Origin of the sequence: Hydrogenophaga sp., from assembly GCF_048549895.1 — a bacterium.
Lineage (GTDB): Bacteria > Pseudomonadota > Gammaproteobacteria > Burkholderiales > Burkholderiaceae_C > Hydrogenophaga.
Window position 1 is genome coordinate 24,675 of record NZ_JBLYYB010000152.1, and the last position, 20,163, is coordinate 44,837.

Consider the following 20,163-nt stretch of genomic DNA (forward strand, 5'->3'; position numbering starts at 1 on the left):
ACCTCGCGCAGCGGGGGAGCGTGGGGGCCTTTTATATAGCGCGCGCCGTCATCTGCTGAGCAATGTAGTCCGCCTGGCGGATCGCCAAGGTAACAATGGTCAGCGTGGGGTTTTCCGCGCCGCCGGTGGTGAACTGGCTGCCGTCGCTGATGAACAGGTTGGGGATGTCGTGCGTCTGGCCCCAGGCGTTGCACACACCGTCCTGCTTGCGCGCGCTCATACGGCAGGTGCCCATGTTGTGCGTGCTCGGATACGGCGGCGTGCGAAAGGTTTTGATGGCACCCGCCGCCTGGTAGATGCGCTCGCCCTGCGTGAACGCGTGGTTGCGCATGGCGATGTCGTTGTCGTGGTCGTCGAAGTGCACGTTGGGCACGTAGTTGCCCCACTGGTCTTTGACCTTCTCGTTGAGCGTGACGCGGTTGGTTTCGCGCGGCATGTCTTCGCCCACCAGCCACATGCCCGCGAGCTGGGTGTAACGCTCCATCCACCAAGCGAAGTCAGCGCCCCAGCCACCGGGGTTCAGGAAGGCGGCCATGAAGGGCACGCCCAGCGCCAGGGTTTCCAGCTCGTAACCGCCGGCAAAGCCGCGTTTGGTGTCGTGCCTGGCCTCGTCGCGCACGATGCCGGCCATGGTGGTGCCGCGGTACATGTGCACCGGCTCCTTGAAGGCGGCGTAGACCGAGCCCGTCATGTGGCGCATGTAGTTGCGACCCACCTGGCCCGAGCTGTTGGCCAGACCGTCCTTGAACAGGCTGGAGGCCGAGAGCAGCAACAGGCGCGGTGTCTCGATGGAGTTGCCCGCCACGCAGACGATGCGGGCCTTCTGGCGCTGCTCTTTCTTGTCCTTGTCGAAGTACACGACGCCGGTCACCTTGCCCGCGGGGTTGTGCTCGATGCGGGTCACGTGCGCTTCGGTGCGCAGTTCGAAGTTGCCGGTGGCGTCGGCCTTGGGCAGCTCGGTGTAGAGCGTGCTCCACTTGGCGCCGCTCTTGCAGCCCTGGAAGCAGAAACCCAGTTGCAGGCAGCGGCCACGGCCGTCGCGCGGCTGGCTGTTGATGGCCATGTTGCCGGTGTGCACGTCCTTGTAGCCGAGCTTGGAGGCGCCGTTGTACATCACCTTGAAGTTGTTGTTGCCCGGCAGGCCGGGGATGCCGTGGGTGCGCGTCACGCCCATCTTGTCTTCGGCCTTGGTGTAGTAGGGCTCCAGGTCCTTGAGGGTGATGGGCCAGTCGAGCAGGCTCGCGCCCTTGATCTCGCCATACACCGTCTTCGTGCGGAACTCGTGTTCCTGGAAGCGCAGCGAGGCGCCCGCCCAGTGGGTGGTGGTGCCGCCCACGGTCTTGCAGATCCAGGCCGGAAGACCCGCGAAGTCTTTGGCCACGCGCCAGCTGCCGGAGGTGGTGCGGGTGTCGAGCCAGGCCAGCTGGCTGAACGACTTCCACTCGTCGTTGATGAAGCTGGCGTTGCTCTGCGCGCCACCGGCCTCCAGCACCACGACCTTGATGCCCTTCTGACAGAGCTCGTTGGCCAGCGTGCCGCCGCCCGCGCCCGAACCGATGATGACGACGACCGAGTCGTCGCTGTGTGCAAACGTTGTCATGTGTGTCTCCTGGAGCGTCCCGGTGCGCGCACTGGCCCGGTCGCCACTTGTTGAACTCGTGGGGGAAAAGCCGGGGATCAGAGATCGGCTGCGGGGCTGGCTTGCGCGGTGGGCGCCGGCAACCACTTGAGGTCCTGGAAGCCGCGCGTGATGTAGCCGCCCTTCTCCCAGGCCGAGCCGGGGTAGCCGAAGGTGGCGTAGGCCATATCGTTGTCGTAGAGCGAAGTGATGCACTGGCCGCGCACCGCGCCAAAGAAGGGCTGACCTTCCATGGCCTTGACGACCTGCAGCTTCTTCGCCGCGCCGGCCTTGGTGAAGTCACCGTTGGCGGCCTTGTTCAACGCGGCAATGCCGTCCTTGAGCATCTTGGCCGCACCGGCGTCGCCTGCGGCCTTGGCGTCGAGGTCTTTGGCCAGCAGCGCGTACACCGCATCGGGCAGCTTCTCGTGCGGGTAGAGCACACGGCCCATGGCCATGAGGGCTTCGCCTTCGGCCTTGCTCAGCACCTTGAGTTCGACCGCCCACACCGGCGAGGGCGCGAGACTGGCCAGCAGACTGCCGGTGACCAGGGTGCCCATGAGCACCCCCGATCCCTTGAGGAATTCGCGCCGCGCCAGCGGCAGGTTCATCTTGGGCACTTCGCCCACGTCTTCGTTGCAAGCGCTGGCCGTGGCAACGGCGGGGGCGGTCCCCTGGATGGCAATGACGCGCATGTTGTCTCCTGCTGTTTTGGGTCTCGCACCCGCAGGATTTGCGGGTGTGAAAAGCAGTATTGCGCGCCCGGCCTGCGGGCGGGTGGTAGCTCGCTACTTACAGGGAAAACCCGGGCTGTTCAACCCAGCAACAGCGTCGCGGCGATGGTGGCCACGCCCAGGATCAGGTTGACGCCGACCCAGGTGCGGATCGAGGCCAATGCCGCGCCGCCGGCGGGCCAGTCGCTGGCGCTCACGGCGCGCGAGAGGCGCTTGAACAGCGCGAAGCGGATGTGGCCGAAGACCACGATCATCAGGATGCCCAGCGTGGCCATCGCGGTCCAGCCCAGCGGCATGTTGAACGGCAGGCCGGCCTGCACCGTTTCCTTGGCCACGCGGCCGATCATCCACAGGCCCGAGAACAGCACCAGCAACACCACCACCTGCACGGTGGTGAAAAACCGTTTGAGCACGTCGTGCATGAGGCGGATGCGCACCGGTGGCTCCAGCATTTGTACGGCCGGGCGAAGGAAGGCATGGGCAAAGAACATGCCGCCGATCCACAGGACGACGGACAGGACGTGAACGAGTTTGAGGCTGGCGTAGATCATGGGATGTGGGATGGAGGGGAAAGGAAAAAGGTTCAACGGCGCGCAAGCCATCGGGTGCCGGGCGGATGGTATCGCGGGCGCGCCTGCGGTGTCGCGCCGATGGCGCTTCTGCGGGCGATGGATAGATTGGAATCCCCTCTGACTTTCGCCTCATGCCATGCCCCAAACATTCCACCCCATTGCCTTTGCCCTGCTGGCCACCACCGTCCTGAATGGCTGTGGCGGCGGTGGCGACGAGGTCGGCGCACTTTCGCTGACCTTCACGCCGCCAACGATTGGCCTGGCGGTCTCAGGATCGCCGCGACTGACCATCCTGAGCAACACCGGTGCACTGCCGATCGAGCAACTCACGCTCACGGCCGAGGGCCTGCCCGCCGGTACCACGCTCTTGCACAGCTGCCCGGACCGGCTGGAACCCCGGGCGTCTTGCGAGCTCGTGCTGCAGCCAGGCGATCAGCCATCGGCCGCCCCCGGCGATACCGCGGCCCGGCCTGCCACCGTGCGGGTGAGCAGCGCGGGCGCTCCACTGGCGGCTCTGCCGGTGTCGGTGATCACCCACGGCAGCGTGCACCAGGGCGGTTACGTGTTTGCCATTGACGACAGCACGCCGATCGGCGGCAGCATCGGCGGCAAGGTGGCCGGGCTGACCGACCTGCCCGGTCAGCACAACTGGAGCCCGGCGCTGGGCGTTGTGGGCGTCGGCGGACTCGATGTCGCCGGGCCGAACAGCTGCGACGGCGCCACCGACGGCGCGTGCAACACGGCGCGCATCGTGGCCCTGCATGGCAGCGGCACGTACGCGGCCGCCCTGTGCACCGACAGCACGGAAGGTGGCCACAGCGACTGGTATCTGCCGACCTTGTGCGAGCTGGGCTACAACCTGAACACCACCGCGCCCGGAAACTTCTGCGGCACCCAGCAGCAGCCCCGTCTGGCCAACAACATCCGTTCGAATCTGATCGATCTGCAGCCCCCGGTCGGCAACTTCGATGCAAACCTTCGCTGGTCATCGAACGAACGGGCCGGCGACCCGGACGTCTGGGCGCTCGCATCGAGCACCGTGCTGCAGGACCCCTTTGCCGGTGGCCACAAGGTCATAGCGGAACGCCTGGTGCGCTGCGTGCGCCCCCTCACACCCTGACGTCGATGTCCACCCCGTCAACCCGGCGCTGCAGCCGGTAAGGCGGCAGCCCCTGCAGCATGCGCCGGCCGTAGCTCTGGCGCAGCAGGCGCGCGTCGTAGCAGACCACCACGGCCTCGTCGGTCTCGCTGCGCAGCGCGCGCCCGGTCCACTGCAGCAGGCGCGCGCCGGTGGCGGGCACCACGAGTTCGCTGAACGGGTCGCGCCCCTGGCTCTTGAGCCAGTCGGCGCGCGCCTGGCCCACCGGGTCGCTGGGTGAGGCGAACGGCAGCTTGGTGATGAAGACCCACTCGCACAGCTCACCCGGCAAATCGAGCCCCTCGCCGAACGACTGCAGGCCGAACAGGATGGAAGGCTCGCCCTCCGCCACACGCTCGGCGTGGCGGCGCAGCAGCACGGTGCGCGAGGCTTCGCCCTGCACCAGCACGCGCTCGCGCAGCGCGCCGTGTTCGCCGCGCTCCAGCAGGCCTTGCGCCTGGCGCATCTGCGCGCGCGAGGTGAACAGCACCAGCGCGCCGCGCTTCACATCGCGCAGGTCTTGCATGAGCGAGGCGAGCATCTCGCGCGTGTAGCCCTCCACGTCCTTCGGATCGGCCACGGTCTGCACCACCACCAGGCGGCCCTGGCGTGCGTGGTCGAACGGGCTCTGCACCTCGCGCGCGGCCACGGCGTCGTCATAGGCCAGACCCGACTCGTGCAAAAAGTGGTCGAAGTTGCCGCAGGTCACGAGCGACGCCGAGGTGACCACCGCGGCGCGCACCTTGTTCCACAAATGGTTGCGCAGCAGGCTGCCCGGTTGCAGCGGGCAGGCGTGCGCGGTGAGCGTGACCAGGCCGTGGTGGATGCCGGCCTCCAGCCACTTGGCCAGCGGCGCCTGGCCGTCGGTGGGCGCCTGCATCCACAGCGTGGCGGTTTCCTGCGCGCTCTGCAGGCGCGGCGCGAGCACGCCCAGGCGGCTGTAGAGCTTGGCACAGCGCGCGGCGTCACCGGGGTTCTCGCGCGCGTTGGCCTTGAGCTGCGTGGCCAGCGCTTCAAACACCTTGAGCAGTGCGCTGGCGTTGGCGTGCATCTGCGCCACCACCTCGGTCCATTCGGGCGGCAACGCGCCGCCGTCGAAGCGGTCGACGATGGGCGGGGCGTCACCCCACCGTTCGGGCTGAGCCGATTTCCGTTCGGGCTGAGCCTGTCGAAGCCCTGCGCGCGCCGACCCGGAGAGCCCTTCGATAAGCTCAGGGCGAACGGGAGTGTGGGGTCGCCCAGTCAGCTGAGCCCACGCCGGCAGCGCACCGATGCGCTGCATGGCCAGGCGCGCCAATTCACCCTGCGCGGTCTTCAAGTCTTTGGCGAGTTGCGCCACGTCCGACGTGGGTCGGGCGTCCAGCGCGCCGGCCACCTCGTCCACCGCGCGCGGCAGCTTGTCCAGCCACTGGCTGCGCATGAGGTCCATGGACGCGGTGAACTGGCCTTGCGCCACCGAGCCCAGGTGGTGCGCTTCGTCGAACACCACATAGCAGTCTTGCGGCGCAGGCAGCGCGTGCAGGCCCAGCGTGGAGAGCAGCAGGTCGTGGTTGACCACGATCACCTGCGCCTGCGCGAGTTTGGCGCGCGCCTGGTAGTAGCTGCAGCTGTTGTAGCTCGGGCAGTGGCGCGCGGTGCAGGTGTGGCGCTCGGCCGCCACCGGAGCCCACAGGCTGCCGTCGGGCGGCTCGTCGAGGCGGTCGCGGTCACCGTCCCAGCTGCCGCCGTCCAGCGCGTTGGCCCAGGCGGTGTACTGCACGCCGCGCTCCTGCCAGCGCGCGGCCGCCGAGGCCGAGGCCACGGCGCGCGCGGCCACGCCCGAGGCGCTGGTGTCGGTGGGGGCGTCGTCGCTTTCGAACAGGTCGGCGCTGGCCGCGTCACCGCCGCTCAACTGGTCCAGCTTCAAGCGGCACACGTAGCGCCCGCGGCCCTTGGCCAGCGCAAAGCTGAACGGCTGCGGCAGCGTGGCGGCCAGGGCCGGCAGGTCTTTCGCGATCAACTGCTCCTGCAGCGCCACGGTGGCGGTGGAGATGATCACGCGTTTTTGCTGCGCCAGGGCCAGCGGGATCACGGTGGACGCATACGCCGCTGACTTGCCCACGCCGGTGCCGGCCTGCACCACCGCGATGCCGCGCGCGGGCAGGGCCGCATCGCTGGCCACCGAATCATCGCCCGGCGTCACGCCCGAGAGCGTGTGCGCGATGTGCGCCGCCATCTCGCGCTGGCCGGGCCGCGCGCGGTAGCCGCTGGCGTGCGCCACCACGTGGTCGAACGCCGCCAGGGCCAGCGCCTCGCGCGCCAGCGGGCCGGTGGGCAGCGTGGGCGCTTCGTCAGCGGTGGGTTCAAGGGTGGTGGTGGACATGCAGCGCGGGCGGGCCAGAGGGCAAAGCGCGATTGTCCCAGACGCCCGCCAAGGGCATGGGGAACATGGTGCAATGCACAAAACCGACTTCCCGCACAGCCCATGACCACCCGACCCCGCACCCAACGCAAGCCCGCCCCCCACACCGCCAGCGGCAAACTCCCGATCGACCTCGCCCTGCAGGGCGGCGGCTCCCACGGTGCCTTCACCTGGGGTGTGCTCGACCGTTTGCTCGAAGAAGAATCGCTGGAGATCGCCGCCATCAGCGGCACCAGCGCGGGCGCCATGAACGCGGTGGCCCTGGCCGCCGGCCTCATGGACGGTGGGCGCGCCGGCGCGCGGCGCGTGCTGCGCCAGTTCTGGACCCGCGTGGCCGAAATCTCGCCGTTCCACACCCTGCAGAGCAGCCCGCTGGGCGCCGCGTTTGCGCCGGCGCAGGCGCTCATGGCGCCGTGGCTGGCGCCGTTCAAACAATTCAACGCGGCCCTGGGCAGCCAGCTCTCCCCGTACCAGCTCAACCCGCTCAACCTCAACCCGCTGCGCGACGTGCTCGTGGAGACGGTGGACTTCAAACGCGTGTGCGCGTGTCACAAAACCCGGCTGTTCGTCGCCGCCACGCAGGTGCGCACCGGCAAGCTGCGCGTGTTCGGCCAGCACGAGCTCACCGCCGACATGGTGATGGCCTCGGCCTGCCTGCCGCTGTTGTTTCAGGCGGTGGAGATCGACGGCGAGGCTTACTGGGACGGCGGCTACGCAGGCAACCCCTCGCTCATGCCCCTGATCACCGACAGCCCGGCCGACGACCTGCTGCTGGTGCAGATCAACCCGGTGCAACGTGACGAGGTGCCCAAACGCGCCAGCGACATCCTGGACCGCATCAACGAGGTGACCTTCAACGCCAGCCTGCTCAAGGAAATGCGCAGCATTGCGCTGCTCAAGCAGCTCATCGACGGCGAGGGCCGCGCGGGACAACGACACCGCCAGCCGCTGTTCAAGCGGGTGCAAGACCTGCGCGTGCACCTGATCGACGGCGGCGAATCGCTCAGCCCGCTGGGCGCGGCGAGCAAGACCGAAACGCAGTGGGCGTTTCTCTCCAGGCTGCACGACCTGGGCCACGCCTCGGCCAGCCGCTGGCTGACCGAGCACGGACATCACCTGGGCGAGCGCAGCAGCTTCGATCTGGCGGGGGTGCTGGAAGGCTGAGCCTGCCGCTGCTCGTACCAGGCGCGCGCAGTGTGTTCGATGTGCTCCAGAAACACCGTGGCCAGTGGTGACAGGCGCTTGCCGCGCGGATAGAGCGTCCACCAGCTGGACTGCACCGGAAAACCCGCCACCGGCAGCTCGATCAGGCGGTGGTCAGGCACCGGGGTGGCCAGCGCGTGGCGCGACACCACCGCCAGTCCCATGCCGGCCACCACCGCTTCCTTGATGGCCTCGTTGCTGCCCAGCTCCAGCCGCACCCGGGGCGTGAAACCCTGCGCGGCAAAGTGCGCATCGCAGGCCAGGCGCGTGCCCGAGCCGCGTTCTCGCACGATGAACCGCTCGTGCTGCAGATCGGCGAGCGCCAGCCGGCGCCGTCCGGCCCAGCGGTGCGAGGCCGACGCGATCACCACCAAAGGGTTGGGCAGAAACGCGTGTTTCTCCAGTTCGATGTCGTGGGGCGGGATCGACATGATGTAGAGGTCGTCGCGGTTGTGCCGCAGGCGCTCCACCACCGCGTCGCGGTTGAGCAGCTCCAGCGCGATGTCGATCTCGGGGTGCGCGTCGCAAAAGCTGCCCAGCAGGCTGGGCACAAAGTACTTGGCGGTGCTCACCACCGCCAGCCGCAAGCGCCCACGCGTGAGGCCCTTCAGGGCGTCCACACGCTGCTCGAACGCAGCCCACTCGTCTTCCATTCGCCGCGCGGTGTCCACCAGCGCTTCCCCGGCATCGGTGAGAAACAAGCGCTTGCCGATCTGCTCGTACAGCGGCAGGCCCACGGCATCGGCCAGCTCCTTGAGCTGCATGGACACCGTGGGCTGCGTCACATGGCAGGCCCGCGCCGCCGCCGTGATGCTCTTGTGCTCAGCCAGCGCGAGAAACAGCCTGAGTTGTCGGACGGTGAAATTCATAGGTTTCGGTCGATGAAAACCATCAAAAGAATTGATTTTTGATTATCGATGCGCCCACCTAGGATCGCGGCCATGCTCAACTTGCTCGACCCCGCCATCCTGTTTTTCGTCTTCGGCGTGCTCGCCGGCACCGTCAAGTCCAACCTGGAAATCCCGCCTCAGATCTCGCGCTTTCTCTCGCTCTACCTGCTGATGGCCCTGGGCCTCAAGGGCGGCTTTTCGCTGGCGCAATCGGGGCTCACCCCCGAAGTGGCCACCACGCTGGGCCTGGCCGTGCTGCTCGCCATCGTCATTCCGGCCATCAGCTACCAGTTGCTCAAGCGGCGCCTGGGCGGTTTTGATGCCGCGGCCATCGCCGCCACCTATGGTTCGGTCAGTGCAGTGACCTTCATCGCCACGGTGCAGTACCTGGAAAATCAGGGCACCGCTTTCGGCGGGCACATGGCGGCGGCCATGGCGCTGATGGAATCCCCCGCCATCATCATGGCGGTGCTGTTCGCCAACAGCCTGCGCCAGCAGACCGCCGTCAGCGCAAGCGGCGGCGGTGCGCTTGCACTGCGTGCCAACGCCGGCAGCCCAGTGAGGCTGGGCAAAATCCTGCACGAGTCGTTCACCGATGGCGCGCAGTTGCTGCTGCTCGGCGCCATGGTGATCGGGGTGGTCACCGGCGAGGCCGGCCAGGCGGTGATGGCGCCGTTCTCCACCGACCTGTTCAAGGGCATGCTCGCTTTTTTTCTGCTCGACATGGGTCTGATGGCCGCGCGCAACCTGGGCGAACTCAAGGGCAAACCGCTGTGGCTGCTGGCCTACGCGGTGCTGGCGCCGCTGGCACACGCGGGGCTGGCACTGGGTCTGGCCGCGGTTGCCGGTGTGGGGGCCGGCAACGGCGCGCTGCTGATGGTGCTGGCCGCCAGCGCCTCCTACATCGCCGTGCCCGCCGTGCTGCGCCACGCCATTCCCGAAGCCCAGCCTGCGCTGTACTTCGGCATGTCGCTGGGCATCACCTTTCCGTTCAACATCGTGGTGGGCATTCCGCTGTATGGGGCGTTGGCCCAGCGCGTGTTGGGTTGAGCCGCATGCAGCCAGGCGGGTGTTTCGGTACACTCGCCGACCCAAACGAACACCGCTCCAGCCATGCCTTACTCCGTCTCCCACCACAAGCTCACCCAGATCCTGTCGGCCCATGGCCTCAAAGCGGGCGACGCGGGCGGCATCGACAAGCTCTTTGGCGGCAACGACGGCTACTACTGGTTCGGCACCGTGCGCGACCTCTGCCCCCCGGGCAAGACCCTGGTGTGGGAGACCCAGTACGACATGGTCAACGCCATCCAGGCGCACGAGAACGCCACCGCCGCCGAAGACGAGATGAAGCCGCAGGTGCCCAGCGCGGCCAACATCGCAGCGCTCTCCAAGGCACTGCACGACCCGCTCTGATCCGGAGCACCCCGGCTCAGGGCGCCGGCAGGTGAAAACAGAACGCCGCGCCCTGCCCGATGGCACCCTGGCCCCGCACACCGCCGCCGTGCCGCTCCAGCACGCGGTGCACCGTGGCCAGGCCCACGCCCGAGCCTTCGAACTCGTGGTGGGCGTGCAGGCGCTTGAAGGGCTCGAAGAGCTGATCGGCGTAGGCCATGTCGAAGCCGGCGCCGTTGTCGCGCACACAAAACTCCGACACACCGTCGGCCCTGGTGCTGTGGGTGAATGAAATCGCCGCGCGCGGCGTCTGGCCGGTGTACTTCCAGGCGTTGCCCAGCAGGTTCTGCAACACCACCCGCATCAGCCCGCGATCGGCCCACACCTGCATGCCCTCGTCGATCCGCCATTGCACCTCGCGCGCCGGGTCGGTGGCGGCGAGTTCCCGGCAGATGGAGTGCGCCATGCGCGTGAGGTCCACCGTCTCCAGGCGCAGCTCGGTGCGGTTCAGGTGGGCCAGCGCCAGCAGATCGGAGATGAGGCGGCCCATGCGCCGCGACGATGTGCGGATGCGGCTGACGTAGGTGCGGGCCTCGCCGGTCAGGGTGGCGCCGAATTCTTCTTCGAGCAGGCTGGCAAAACCGTCGATGCTGCGCAGCGGCGTGCGCAGGTCGTGCGACACGCTGTAGGCAAAGGCCTCCAGCTCGCGGTTGAGCACCGACATCTCGCGCGTGCGCTCGACCACCCGCTGCTCCAGCTCCTCGTTCAGACGCTGGAGCGCTTCTTCGGCGGCGTGCATCTCGGTGATGTCCTGCACGGTGCCCACACTGCGCAGCGCCACATCACCGTCGAACTCGGTGAAGCCCGACACCCGCACGTGTTTGATGCGCCCATCCGGCATGAGCAGGCGGTGCACCAGATCGTAGGTCTCGCGCGCATCCACCGAGCGCTCGTAGGCGTTGATCACCAGCGTGCGGTCGTCCGGGTGCACGCGGGTGATGAACATCTTGAAGGTGGGGCTGAGCGCAGTGTCCACCTCGAAGATGCGGAAAATCTCGTCGGACCAGCCCAGCTCGTTGGTGGCGATCTCGCGCTTCCAGCTGCCCAGACGCGCCAGGCGCTGCGCTTCTTTCAGCCGGGCCTCGCTCTGCTGCAACACGGCCTCCGAGCGTTTGCGCTGGGTGATGTCCTGCATGGTGAACTGCATCAGCGAACGCCCGTCCAGCTCGAACGCCATCAGGTGGCCTTCGCCGTCCCACAGCGTGCCATCGGGGCGCTTGTGGCGCCACTCGAACACCAGGGCGCCGGAGCGCCGCGCCTGCTCGACGTACGCATAGCCCTTCTTCACCGACGACTCGCCATCCTCCTGGGTCTTGACCGACAGGTCCATCGGCGTTGCGTCCAGCAAGGCCTCGCGCGTGGGGTAGCCATAGACGCGCAGGGCGGCTGCGTTGCAGTCGATGAAGCGAAAGGTGCTGAGGTCCATCACCAGCATGGCCAGCGGCGAGCTCTCGAACTGCCGCAGGCGCAGCACCTCGCTGGCATCCAGCGCCGATGCCTTGCGCTGCAGGTGCAGCAGCAGCGCGATGATCAGACCGCCACTCGCCAGCAGCAGCGCGGTGAGCGCAGCAGCCACCTGGCGGCTGCTTTGCAGGGCGGGTTTCAGCGGCGCCAGCACGTCCTGGTCGGCGATACCGATGACCACCACCAGACCCGATGCCTGCAGTCGGCGCCAGCCGTATGTCCGGGGCATGCCGTCCACACCCGGGGTGCGAAAACTGCCGCCGCGCGCTGTTCGATGGGTCAGATAAGGCCGGTCCGCCGGCACGGCGGTGCCCATGGCATCCTGGTGGTCCAGGCTGCGTGCGAGGAAGCGCCCGCTGGGTGCGATCAAGGCCACCACATCCCGCCCGGAAAGCTGCAAGGCCCCGAGCTGGCGCGCGATGAAGGCGGTGGACACCACCAGTTGCACCGTGCCGTCAAACCGCCCTTCGCGCACGATCGGGCGATTGATCACGATCGCCCATCCTTCGTTGAGACGCGACTCCACCGGCTCGCTGATCAGGAGCCTGTCTTCAGCGGCCTTCTCCCGCTGGGTCTGTTAGTGCGGCCGGTCGCCGGTGTAGGTGGCCAGCGGGGTGTCCAGGCTGTCGAAGACCACATAGCCCTCGGCGTTGGACACCGAGGCGTGTGTCACGAGACCGGCTGGCAGGGACTTCAGCACCTCCTGCGCGATCGCATCAAACCCGGTCCGATCGCGCAACCATTCGCGGCGCAGTTCGCGCACCTGCAGATCGAGCGTGGTGATCAAACCGCCGACCTGGCCACCCATGGCGTCGGCCAGGTGCATGCTGCGCTTCTCGGCCTGCAGAAACACCTGCTCCTGCAGGAGCGCCCGGGACCGCTCCGACTGCCACCACAGAAACACGGCCCCCAACACCGTGAACAGCGCCACCAGGGCAGGCATGAGGCGGGCGCGGGTGCTCACGCTGCTGGCCCGGACGCTGAGCGGTTCGACACGGCGCGGAAAACGCTGAGGGGCATGGGAAGTGGCTCAAACCATTGGCGGGCTCCAATGGTTTGAAAATATACCCCGGGGAGATAGCACGGCACGGCGGACGCGCCCGGCGCTCCCGGTTCTGGTGTGAACCGGCCCTAGTGCAACAAGCCGCGCAACAACTCGCTGAGTCCGTCCCACACGATCTGCACGCCCAGGCACAGCAGGATGAAGGCCGAGAGGCGCAGGAAGATCACGCTGCCGGCCTCGCCCAGCGGCTTGAGCAATTGCTGGGCGTAGCGGAACGCCAGGTAGAGCAGCACGCCGATGGCCAGCAGCGCGAGCACACCACCGCCCATGCGGGCCAGCGATAGCGACAGGCGCGTGTCGTTCAGCGCCACCCCCACGGTGATGGCCGCGGCAATCGAGCCGGGACCGCAACTGATGGGGAAGGTGAGCGGGTAGAACGCCTGGCGGCGCGCCTGCTCGGGCGTGAACGATTCGGCCAGCACGGTGCGGCGGTCGTCGCTGGCGTGGTTGGCATTGAGCAGCCGCCACGCCGCAGCGGCCACGATGAGCCCGCCCCCCACCCGCACGATGGGCAGCGAGATGCCGAAGAACTCCAGCACGTATGAGCCCACCAGCATCGAGCCCACCATGAGCGCAAACATGTTGCGCGCGATGCGCCGCGCCAGCAGCGCGCGGGTGCTGGGCGAGGCGCCCTCGGTCAGCCCCAGGAAGATCGGCGCGGTGGCCGCCGGGTTCAAGATGGGCAGGATGGCGGCGAACACGAACAGGAAACTCTTGCCCACCGCCAGCAGCAGTTCGGAGGTCATGCCGCGGGCGGCTGTGGTGGTGACGAGGGCTGGTCAACCAGGCTCTTCATGCGCCGGCGCAAGGCCTTGTCGCGCCGCTGCTCGTCGTCCCAGTCGTCGCGCACGCCGCGCCACAGGGCCACGGCCATGAGCACGATCACCAGGGTGAACGGCAGGGCAAACACGATGGTGGCGGTCTGCACCGCCTTCACCCCGCCGGCCAGCAGCAGGCTGATGGCGATGCCCGAGACCAGCAGGCCCCAGACGATCTTCACACGCGCGCTCGGGTTGGCCTGGCCGCCCGTGCTCATCATGCCCAGCACCAGGGTGGCCGAATCGCCCGAGGTCACGAAGAACAGCAGCACCAGCACCGTGGCCACACCGCTGAGCAGGCCGCCCAGCGGCATGGATTCAAAGAGGGCAAACAGCGCGGTGGACACGTCGGCGCTCACCGCCTCGGCCATCGGCAGGCCCTGCATGATTTCTTGGTTGAGCGCGGTGCCGCCAAACACCGAGAACCACACAAAAGCGGCCAGCGTGGGCGCCAGCACCGTGCCCAGGATGAATTCGCGGATGGTGCGCCCGCGCGACACACGCGCGATGAACAGGCCCACAAACGGCGACCAACTCACCCACCAGGCCCAGTAGAAGATGGTCCAGCCGCTGACCCAGCCGCTGTCGCGGAACGGCGTCATGCGCAGGCTCATGCGGACGAACTCGCTCACGTAGCTGCCCAGCGTGCTGGTGAAGGTGTCGATGATGGCCACGGTGGGCCCCATCACGAAGATGGCCAGCGTGAGCAGCGCGGCCAGCATGAGGTTGATGTTGGAGAGCCACTTGATGCCCTTGGTGACACCCGTGACGGCAGACGCCAGGAACAGCACCGTGGTCACCACAATGATGCCGACCTGCGAAGCGTCACCCACCGGCAGGCCCATGAGCGAATTCAGGCCGCTGTTGATCTGCAGCGCGCCCATGCCCAGCGAAGCCGCCACGCCAAACGCCGTGGCAATCACGGCCAGCACGTTGACCACCGGCCCGAGCTTCTTGAGCGGCGCCCAGGGGAGCGATTCGACCGCCGTGCTCACCAGCGCCGAGCCACCCTTGCGGAACTGGAAGAACGCAATGGCCAGCGCCACGATGCTGTAGACCGCCCACGGGTGCAGGCCCCAGTGGAAGAAGCTGTAGCGCATGGCGGCGTTGGCCGCCTCGGGCGTGTTGGGGGCGATGCCGGGCGGTGGCGCACCGTAATGCGAGATCGGCTCGGCCACGCCCCAGAACACCAGGCCGATGCCCATGCCGGCGGCAAACAGCATGGCGAACCACGAGCCCACCGAAAACTCGGGCTCATCGTCCTCGGCGCCGAGCTTCAAGTCGCCATAGCGGCTGAAGGCCAGCACCATCGCCAGCACCACCAGGCCCAGCACCACCCACAGGTAGAGCCAACCGAAGTCGCGTGTGATCACGGCCAGCAGGGTGTCGAACACCCCACCGAGAGAGTCGGGGGCGATGACACCCCACAGGACGATGGCCAGGATGAGCCCGGCCGAGACGATGAGTTGCATGGGAACAAGCTTCCAGTTGAAAAGGCGCGCGCGACCGTTGCCGTTTCGGAAACGGTCGGTTGAACCCGGCGCACGGGGGCCGGGACGGTGGCGCAGCGCCAGGATGGGTCGGTGAATGCGGCGACGGCGGCGGTGACCCGATGTGGCAGGGACGCCCGCCAGGCGCCCGTTGAACACGGGCACTCGGGAAGCGACCACGGGGGTCGCTTCGCTGCGGGGCTGCCAGCAAGGGCCGGCACCTCCAGCGCAGCCAGGTGCACCGGACAGGCCGTCGATGAGGGCATGCATTGTCCCCCAAGCAGCACCAAAGCCTGGGTCCAATGCCGCCGAGCCCGAGGGGCCCAACCGCAGGCGCTGCGCAAATGCAGGGTCAATCCGGTGCTTTTTCCATTACAGCCGGGTGGCCAAGGCGCCGATACAGGCAGAACCCCCGAATACTTTCAATGGAGTCCCCATGTTTCAACTGTCCTCGCTCGGCGTCTCGAAAAGGCTGGCGATCCTCGTGGCCAGCGCCGTGGCTGGCCTGGCCGTGCTGCTCGCCATCTTCCTCACCTCTGAAAAAGCCCTGGTGCTCGACGAGCGCCAGAACGGCGTGCGCCAGACGGTGGAGACCGCTCACGGCCTTGCGGTGCATTTCCACGCGCAAGTGGCGCAAGGCAAGCTGAGCGAAGAACAGGCCAAAGCCGCTGCGCTGGCCGCCATCCGGTCGCTGCGCTACAGCGGCTCCGAGTATTTCTGGATCAACGACATGCAGCCAACGATGGTGATGCACCCGATCAAGCCGGACCTGGAAGGCAAGGACCTCTCACAAAACAAGGACCCCACCGGCAAACACCTGTTCGTCGAGTTCGTCAACACGGTCAAGGCATCGGGTGCGGGTTATGTGTCCTACATGTGGCCCAAGCCCGGCAGCGAAGCGCCGGTGCAGAAGGTGTCTTACGTGCAGGGCTTCGCACCCTGGGGCTGGGTGATCGGCTCCGGCGTGTACGTGGACAACGTGAGCGCCACCATCTGGGAACGCACGATCATGATGAGCCTGTGCGCGCTGGCGCTGGCTGTGGTGTTGCTGGGCGTGGGCTGGGCAATCGCACGCAGCATCCTCCAACAGCTCGGCGGTGAACCCGCCCAGGCCACCTCGATCACCGAAGCCATGGCGCAGGGCAACCTGGGCGTGACGATCGACCTCAAACCCGGCGACCACAACAGCCTGCTGCACAGCCTGCGCGCCATGCGCGACAACATGGCCGGCATCGTGAGCCGCGTGCGCCAGGGCAGCGAATCGGTGGCGCTGGCCAGCACCGAAATTGCCCAGGGCAACCACGACCTGAGCGCGCGCACCGAAAGCCAGGCCAGCGCACTCGAACAAACCGCCGCCAGCATGGAGGAACTCGGCTCGACCGTGCGCCAGAACGCCGACAACGCCCGCCAGGCCAACACGCTGGCGCAAAGCGCCTCGTCGGTGGCCGTGCAGGGCGGTGAGGTGGTGGGGCAGATGGTCGACAAGATGAAGGCCATCAACGAGTCCAGCCGCAGAATAGCCGACATCATTGCCGTGATCGACAGCATCGCGTTCCAGACCAACATCCTGGCGCTCAACGCCGCGGTGGAGGCAGCACGCGCGGGCGAACAAGGTCGCGGCTTTGCCGTGGTGGCGGGCGAAGTGCGTCTGCTGGCCGGGCGCAGCGCCGAGGCCGCCAAGGAAATCAAGGGTCTGATCTCCGACAGCGTGGACCGCGTCGAGCAGGGCTCGGCCCTGGTGGACCAGGCGCGCAACACCATGAACGAGGTGGTGCAGAGCATCCGCCGCGTGACCGACATCGTGGGCGAGATCAGCTCGGCCAGCTCCGAGCAGAGCAGCGCGGTGGCCCAGGTGGGCGAGGCCGTGACACAAATGGACCAGAGCACACAGCAGAACGCCGCCATGGTCGAGCAGATCGCCTCGGCCGCCAGCGGCCTCAAGAGCCAGGCCGGTGAACTGGTGCAGACGGTGTCGACCTTCAAGTTCGCGCAGGCGGCGTGAACGGGCGCACGGGGCGGCCCGCTACGATCGGTGCATGTCCCGCCTGAAACGCCTGCTGCCTTTCCTGACCTGGCCGCGCCCCGATGCGGCCCTGCTGCGCGGCGAGGCCCTGGCCGGTCTCACGGTGGGGCTGATGGTGGTGCCGCAAGGCGTGGCCTACGCTGCGCTGGCCGGCATGCCGCTGATCACCGGCATCTACGCCTCGCTCCTGCCCGCGCTGATCGCGGTGCTGTTCAGTTCGTCGGTGCGCCTGTCGGTGGGGCCCACCGCGCTCACCTGCCTGCTGATCAGCGCCTCGCTCAGCGGCCTGGCCGCGCCCGGCAGCGCGCAGTGGATCGCGCTGGCCGTGTGGCTCGCGCTGCTCAGCGGGCTGTTGCAGATCGTGCTGGGTTTTGCGCGCTTTGGCTGGTTGCTCAATTTGGTGAACTCGCCGGTGCTCATGGCCTTCACCCAGGCCGCTGCGGTGCTCATCATCGCGTCGCAGCTGCCCGCCCTGCTCGGTCTGGGCGGCTGGGACGGCCTGGCCTGGCCGGCCCAGGCGCACCTGCCCTCGCTGGGCTTCGGCCTGGGCAGCCTGGCCGCGCTGGTGCTCGCGCGCCGCTGGCGCCCGGGTTTTCCCACGGTGCTGGCGGTGGTGGTGGCCAGTGCGGTCATCAGCCGCGCGGTGGGCTTTGAAGCGGTGGGTGGCGAGGTGGTCGGCGACTTGCCGCAGGGCCTGCCCTCGGCCTACCTGCCCACCTGGCCGGGCTGGAACATGCTGGGCCAGTTGCTGCTGCCCACGCTGGTGATCACGCTGGTGAGTTTTCTGGAGACGGCGTCCAGTGCCAAGGTGGAGAGCGGGCAGCGCGGCCAGCGCTGGGACCAGGACCAGGACCTGATCGGCCAGGGCCTGGCCAAACTGGCCTCGGGTTTTTGCGGTGCCTTTCCCACCAGCTCGTCGTTCTCGCGCTCCGCGCTCAACCTCTACGCCGGCGCGCGCACCGGCTGGGCCACGGTGTTCTCGGTGGGGGTGGTGCTGGTGGCGTTGCTGGTGCTCACGCCGCTGCTGCGCCATGTGCCCATGGCGGTGCTGGCGTCCATCGTGATGGTGGCCATCCTGGGCCTGATCAAGCCGCGCGCCTTCGTGCACCTGTGGTCGGTGTCGCGGGTGGAAGCGGGCATTGCCGGCATGACCTTCGCGATCACGCTGCTGGCCGCGCCCCGGCTGTACTGGGGCGTGCTGGCGGGTGTCTTGATGGCGCTCTCGCACTTTCTTTACCTGCGGCTGCACCCGCGCATCATCGAGGTGGGCCTGCACCCCGACGGCAGCCTGCGCGACCGCCACCTCTGGCTGCTGCCACCGCTGGCGCCCGATCTGTACGCGCTGCGCATGGACGCCGCGCTCGACTTCGCCACCGCCAACGGCTTCGAGCGCGCCATCGCCGAGCACATCGCCGCCCATCCCGGCACGCGCCATGTGATGTGGATCGCGCACCCGATCAACTGGATCGACGCCACCGGTGCCGAGGCCTTCGGGCGCCTGCGCGAGCACCTGGACGACCTGCGCATCGACCTGCACCTGGTGGGCATCAAGCTGCCGGTGGAGGCGGTGCTGCAGCGGGCGGGCCACCTCGACGCAGGCCCGCGGCTGCACCTCTACCGCACCGAAGCCGAGGCGTTGCGCGCCGCCGACGCACTGTCGCAACCAGCCGCCTGAGCTCACCAGCCGGGCTGCCGCATCAAGAAATGCGCGGTTTGTGCCGATATTTACCCGAACCCCGTTGTTGCCCTGCACCGGGGGAGTGACAGCGTCGGGCGGCTGCGATCCAATAGTGCCTGTTGCCGCTGGCATGCGCACAGTTGTGTCGCCCGGGCTCACATGCCTGCTGCGAACAACGGGTGTCTGGCCATCCGGGCAGCAACGTCAGGGTTGAACAAAAAAACGTGCTTTCTGGAGCCCCGATGAGCTGCCGCGTGCTGACGATCGATGACAACGAAAACGACCTGCTGTTCACCCGCATCGCCTTGCAGCGCTGTGGCGTCGACTGCGAGATCCGCGCTTTCGAGCGGGCGCGCGAAGCGCTCGCCATGCTGGCCAACGACCCCACGCACGGCACCGACCTGATCCTGCTCGACATCAACATGCCCGTCATGGACGGGTTCGCGTTCCTGCAGGCGTTCGAGGCGCTGCCGGCCGCGCAGCGCGGCCACGCGGTGGTGGTGATGCTGTCCTCGTCTTCCGATCCGCTGGACCGCAGCCGCGCCGCCCGCCACCCCAGCGTGCTGGGTTTCGTGAGCAAGCCGCTGGACAAAGACACCGCAGCAGGGTTGACACGGCTGGTCCGTTCACCATGACTGCCGTCCGGCGCAGCGGCCGGCTGGCGCTGGCGCTGTGGTGCGCTGGCGTGCTCCTGAGCGCGCTGGCCGGCTGGCAGGTGCAGCAGACCAACCAGCGCCTGCTGCAGGAGCGCACCCAGGCGGCTGCCGACGAGCTGATCCGCCACATCGAGGAGCGCTTCAAGCTCTACGAACACGCCCTGCGGGGGGCGCGCGGCGCGGTGGCCGTCAGCGGGGGCTCGGCGGTCACCCGCGCGCAGTTCATGGCCTATGTGAGCAGCCGCGACGCGATGCAGGAATTCGCCGGTGCACGCGGCCTGGGTTTCATACGCCGCGTGGCCCGCAGCGACGAGGCCCGCTTTCTGGCCGAGGCGCGCGCGCAGGACCCGGCCGGGTTCAACATCCGCGAAATCGCACCGCACACGCAAGACCGCCTCGTCATCCAGCACGTCTACCCGGAAGACCCCAACGATGGCGCGGTCGGCCTGGACATCGCCTCCGAGGCCCGCCGCCGGGACGCGGCACTGTCAGCGGCCCGCGAGGGCCGGGCCCACCTGAGCGCCCCGGTCAATCTGGTGCAGGCCAGCCAACCGGCCAGCCGGGGCTTTCTGTTGCTGCTGCCGGTGTACCCCGACAACCGCCTGCACCCGTCGCCCCCGGTGCGCGAGGCCGCCGCGCTGGGATGGACCTACATGCCGCTGCTGGCCAACGAGGTGCTGGCCGATCTCGGCCCCCGGCTGCGCGAAGTGGGGGTGTCGCTCAACGACGGCACCGATCCGCAACCGTTTTTTGAATCGCAGCCAGGCCTGCAATCGGACACCGTGATCACCCGATCGCTGGATGTGCAGGGCCGCCAGTGGGTGATGCGCGCCCAGGCCCTGCCCGCCATGGGCGCCGCAGCCGGGCTGGCCTCACCGGCCCGCACGGTCCTGGCCGGGGTGGTGCTCAGCAGCGTGCTGGCCGCCGGCCTGATGCTGCTGCAACGCCGCCAGCGCCAGCGCG

Annotated in this window: 17 protein-coding genes; 8 read left to right on the plus strand and 9 right to left on the minus strand. The window is 68.1% G+C overall.

Features of this window, described 5'->3' with window-relative positions; genetic code table 11:
- Window positions 1-31: 31 nt before the first annotated feature.
- From ACN4F8_RS15185 to ACN4F8_RS15195, 3 genes are all read right to left on the minus strand, one after another.
- Window positions 32-1,600, minus strand: coding sequence for a GMC family oxidoreductase (locus tag ACN4F8_RS15185; protein ID WP_419474331.1), 1,569 nt, complete (start codon window positions 1,598-1,600; stop codon window positions 32-34).
- Between the two features lie 77 nt (window positions 1,601-1,677).
- Window positions 1,678-2,313: a twin-arginine translocation signal domain-containing protein gene (locus ACN4F8_RS15190; RefSeq protein ID WP_419474332.1), complete on the minus strand. Its 636-nt coding sequence runs from the start codon at window positions 2,311-2,313 to the stop codon at window positions 1,678-1,680.
- Window positions 2,314-2,432: 119 nt separating this feature from the next.
- On the minus strand, window positions 2,433-2,903 hold the full coding sequence (locus ACN4F8_RS15195) for a CopD family protein (protein WP_419474333.1): 471 nt from the start codon (window positions 2,901-2,903) through the stop codon (window positions 2,433-2,435).
- A 157-nt stretch (window positions 2,904-3,060) separates the two neighbouring features.
- Between ACN4F8_RS15195 and ACN4F8_RS15200 the strand changes: the two genes are divergently transcribed.
- Entirely contained in the window at window positions 3,061-4,044 is a 984-nt protein-coding gene (locus ACN4F8_RS15200; protein ID WP_419474334.1) for a hypothetical protein, read from the plus strand.
- Here ACN4F8_RS15200 and dinG read toward each other — a convergent pair.
- Window positions 4,034-6,424 carry an ATP-dependent DNA helicase DinG gene (gene dinG, locus ACN4F8_RS15205; protein WP_419474335.1) on the minus strand — a complete coding sequence of 797 codons (2,391 nt, stop codon included), beginning with the start codon at window positions 6,422-6,424 and terminating at the stop codon, window positions 4,034-4,036. The genes ACN4F8_RS15200 and dinG overlap by 11 nt on opposite strands.
- A 102-nt stretch (window positions 6,425-6,526) precedes the next feature.
- Here dinG and ACN4F8_RS15210 point away from each other — a divergent pair, with 102 nt between their 5' ends.
- On the plus strand, window positions 6,527-7,627 hold the full coding sequence (locus tag ACN4F8_RS15210; RefSeq protein ID WP_419474336.1) for a patatin-like phospholipase family protein: 1,101 nt from the start codon (window positions 6,527-6,529) through the stop codon (window positions 7,625-7,627).
- On the opposite strand, the gene ACN4F8_RS15215 is transcribed toward ACN4F8_RS15210, so the two are convergent.
- Window positions 7,576-8,535, minus strand: a complete 960-nt coding sequence (locus tag ACN4F8_RS15215; protein WP_419474337.1) for a LysR family transcriptional regulator — start codon at window positions 8,533-8,535, stop codon at window positions 7,576-7,578. The genes ACN4F8_RS15210 and ACN4F8_RS15215 overlap by 52 nt on opposite strands.
- 72 nt (window positions 8,536-8,607) lie before the next feature.
- On the opposite strand from ACN4F8_RS15215, the gene ACN4F8_RS15220 reads away from it, so the two are divergent.
- Window positions 8,608-9,606, plus strand: a complete 999-nt coding sequence (locus ACN4F8_RS15220) for a sodium-dependent bicarbonate transport family permease (protein WP_419474338.1) — start codon at window positions 8,608-8,610, stop codon at window positions 9,604-9,606.
- Between the two features lie 63 nt (window positions 9,607-9,669).
- Entirely contained in the window at window positions 9,670-9,969 is a 300-nt protein-coding gene (locus tag ACN4F8_RS15225) for a hypothetical protein (RefSeq protein ID WP_322275714.1), read from the plus strand.
- A gap of 16 nt (window positions 9,970-9,985) precedes the next feature.
- Here ACN4F8_RS15225 and ACN4F8_RS15230 read toward each other — a convergent pair whose 3' ends face one another.
- The 4 genes from ACN4F8_RS15230 to ACN4F8_RS15245 form a co-directional block, all read right to left on the minus strand.
- Window positions 9,986-11,965, minus strand: a complete 1,980-nt coding sequence (locus tag ACN4F8_RS15230; RefSeq protein WP_419474339.1) for an ATP-binding protein — start codon at window positions 11,963-11,965, stop codon at window positions 9,986-9,988.
- 84 nt (window positions 11,966-12,049) lie between these two features.
- On the minus strand, window positions 12,050-12,436 hold the full coding sequence (locus ACN4F8_RS15235; RefSeq protein ID WP_419474340.1) for a hypothetical protein: 387 nt from the start codon (window positions 12,434-12,436) through the stop codon (window positions 12,050-12,052).
- 167 nt (window positions 12,437-12,603) lie between these two features.
- Complete coding sequence (locus tag ACN4F8_RS15240) at window positions 12,604-13,281, minus strand: MarC family protein (protein ID WP_419474341.1); 678 nt, start codon at window positions 13,279-13,281, stop codon at window positions 12,604-12,606.
- Window positions 13,278-14,825: a BCCT family transporter gene (locus ACN4F8_RS15245; protein ID WP_419474342.1), complete on the minus strand. Its 1,548-nt coding sequence runs from the start codon at window positions 14,823-14,825 to the stop codon at window positions 13,278-13,280. The genes ACN4F8_RS15240 and ACN4F8_RS15245 overlap by 4 nt, the downstream gene beginning before the upstream one ends.
- A 454-nt stretch (window positions 14,826-15,279) precedes the next feature.
- On the opposite strand from ACN4F8_RS15245, the gene ACN4F8_RS15250 reads away from it, so the two are divergent.
- The 4 genes from ACN4F8_RS15250 to ACN4F8_RS15265 all read left to right on the plus strand — a co-directional run.
- Window positions 15,280-16,845: a methyl-accepting chemotaxis protein gene (locus ACN4F8_RS15250; RefSeq protein ID WP_419474343.1), complete on the plus strand. Its 1,566-nt coding sequence runs from the start codon at window positions 15,280-15,282 to the stop codon at window positions 16,843-16,845.
- A gap of 34 nt (window positions 16,846-16,879) precedes the next feature.
- Entirely contained in the window at window positions 16,880-18,541 is a 1,662-nt protein-coding gene (locus ACN4F8_RS15255) for a SulP family inorganic anion transporter (RefSeq protein WP_419474344.1), read from the plus strand.
- 257 nt (window positions 18,542-18,798) lie between these two features.
- Window positions 18,799-19,179, plus strand: a complete 381-nt coding sequence (locus ACN4F8_RS15260; protein ID WP_419474345.1) for a response regulator — start codon at window positions 18,799-18,801, stop codon at window positions 19,177-19,179.
- Window positions 19,176-20,163: CHASE domain-containing protein (locus ACN4F8_RS15265; RefSeq protein ID WP_419474346.1), on the plus strand; the 988-nt coding region annotated here is incomplete at its 3' end. The genes ACN4F8_RS15260 and ACN4F8_RS15265, both read left to right, overlap by 4 nt.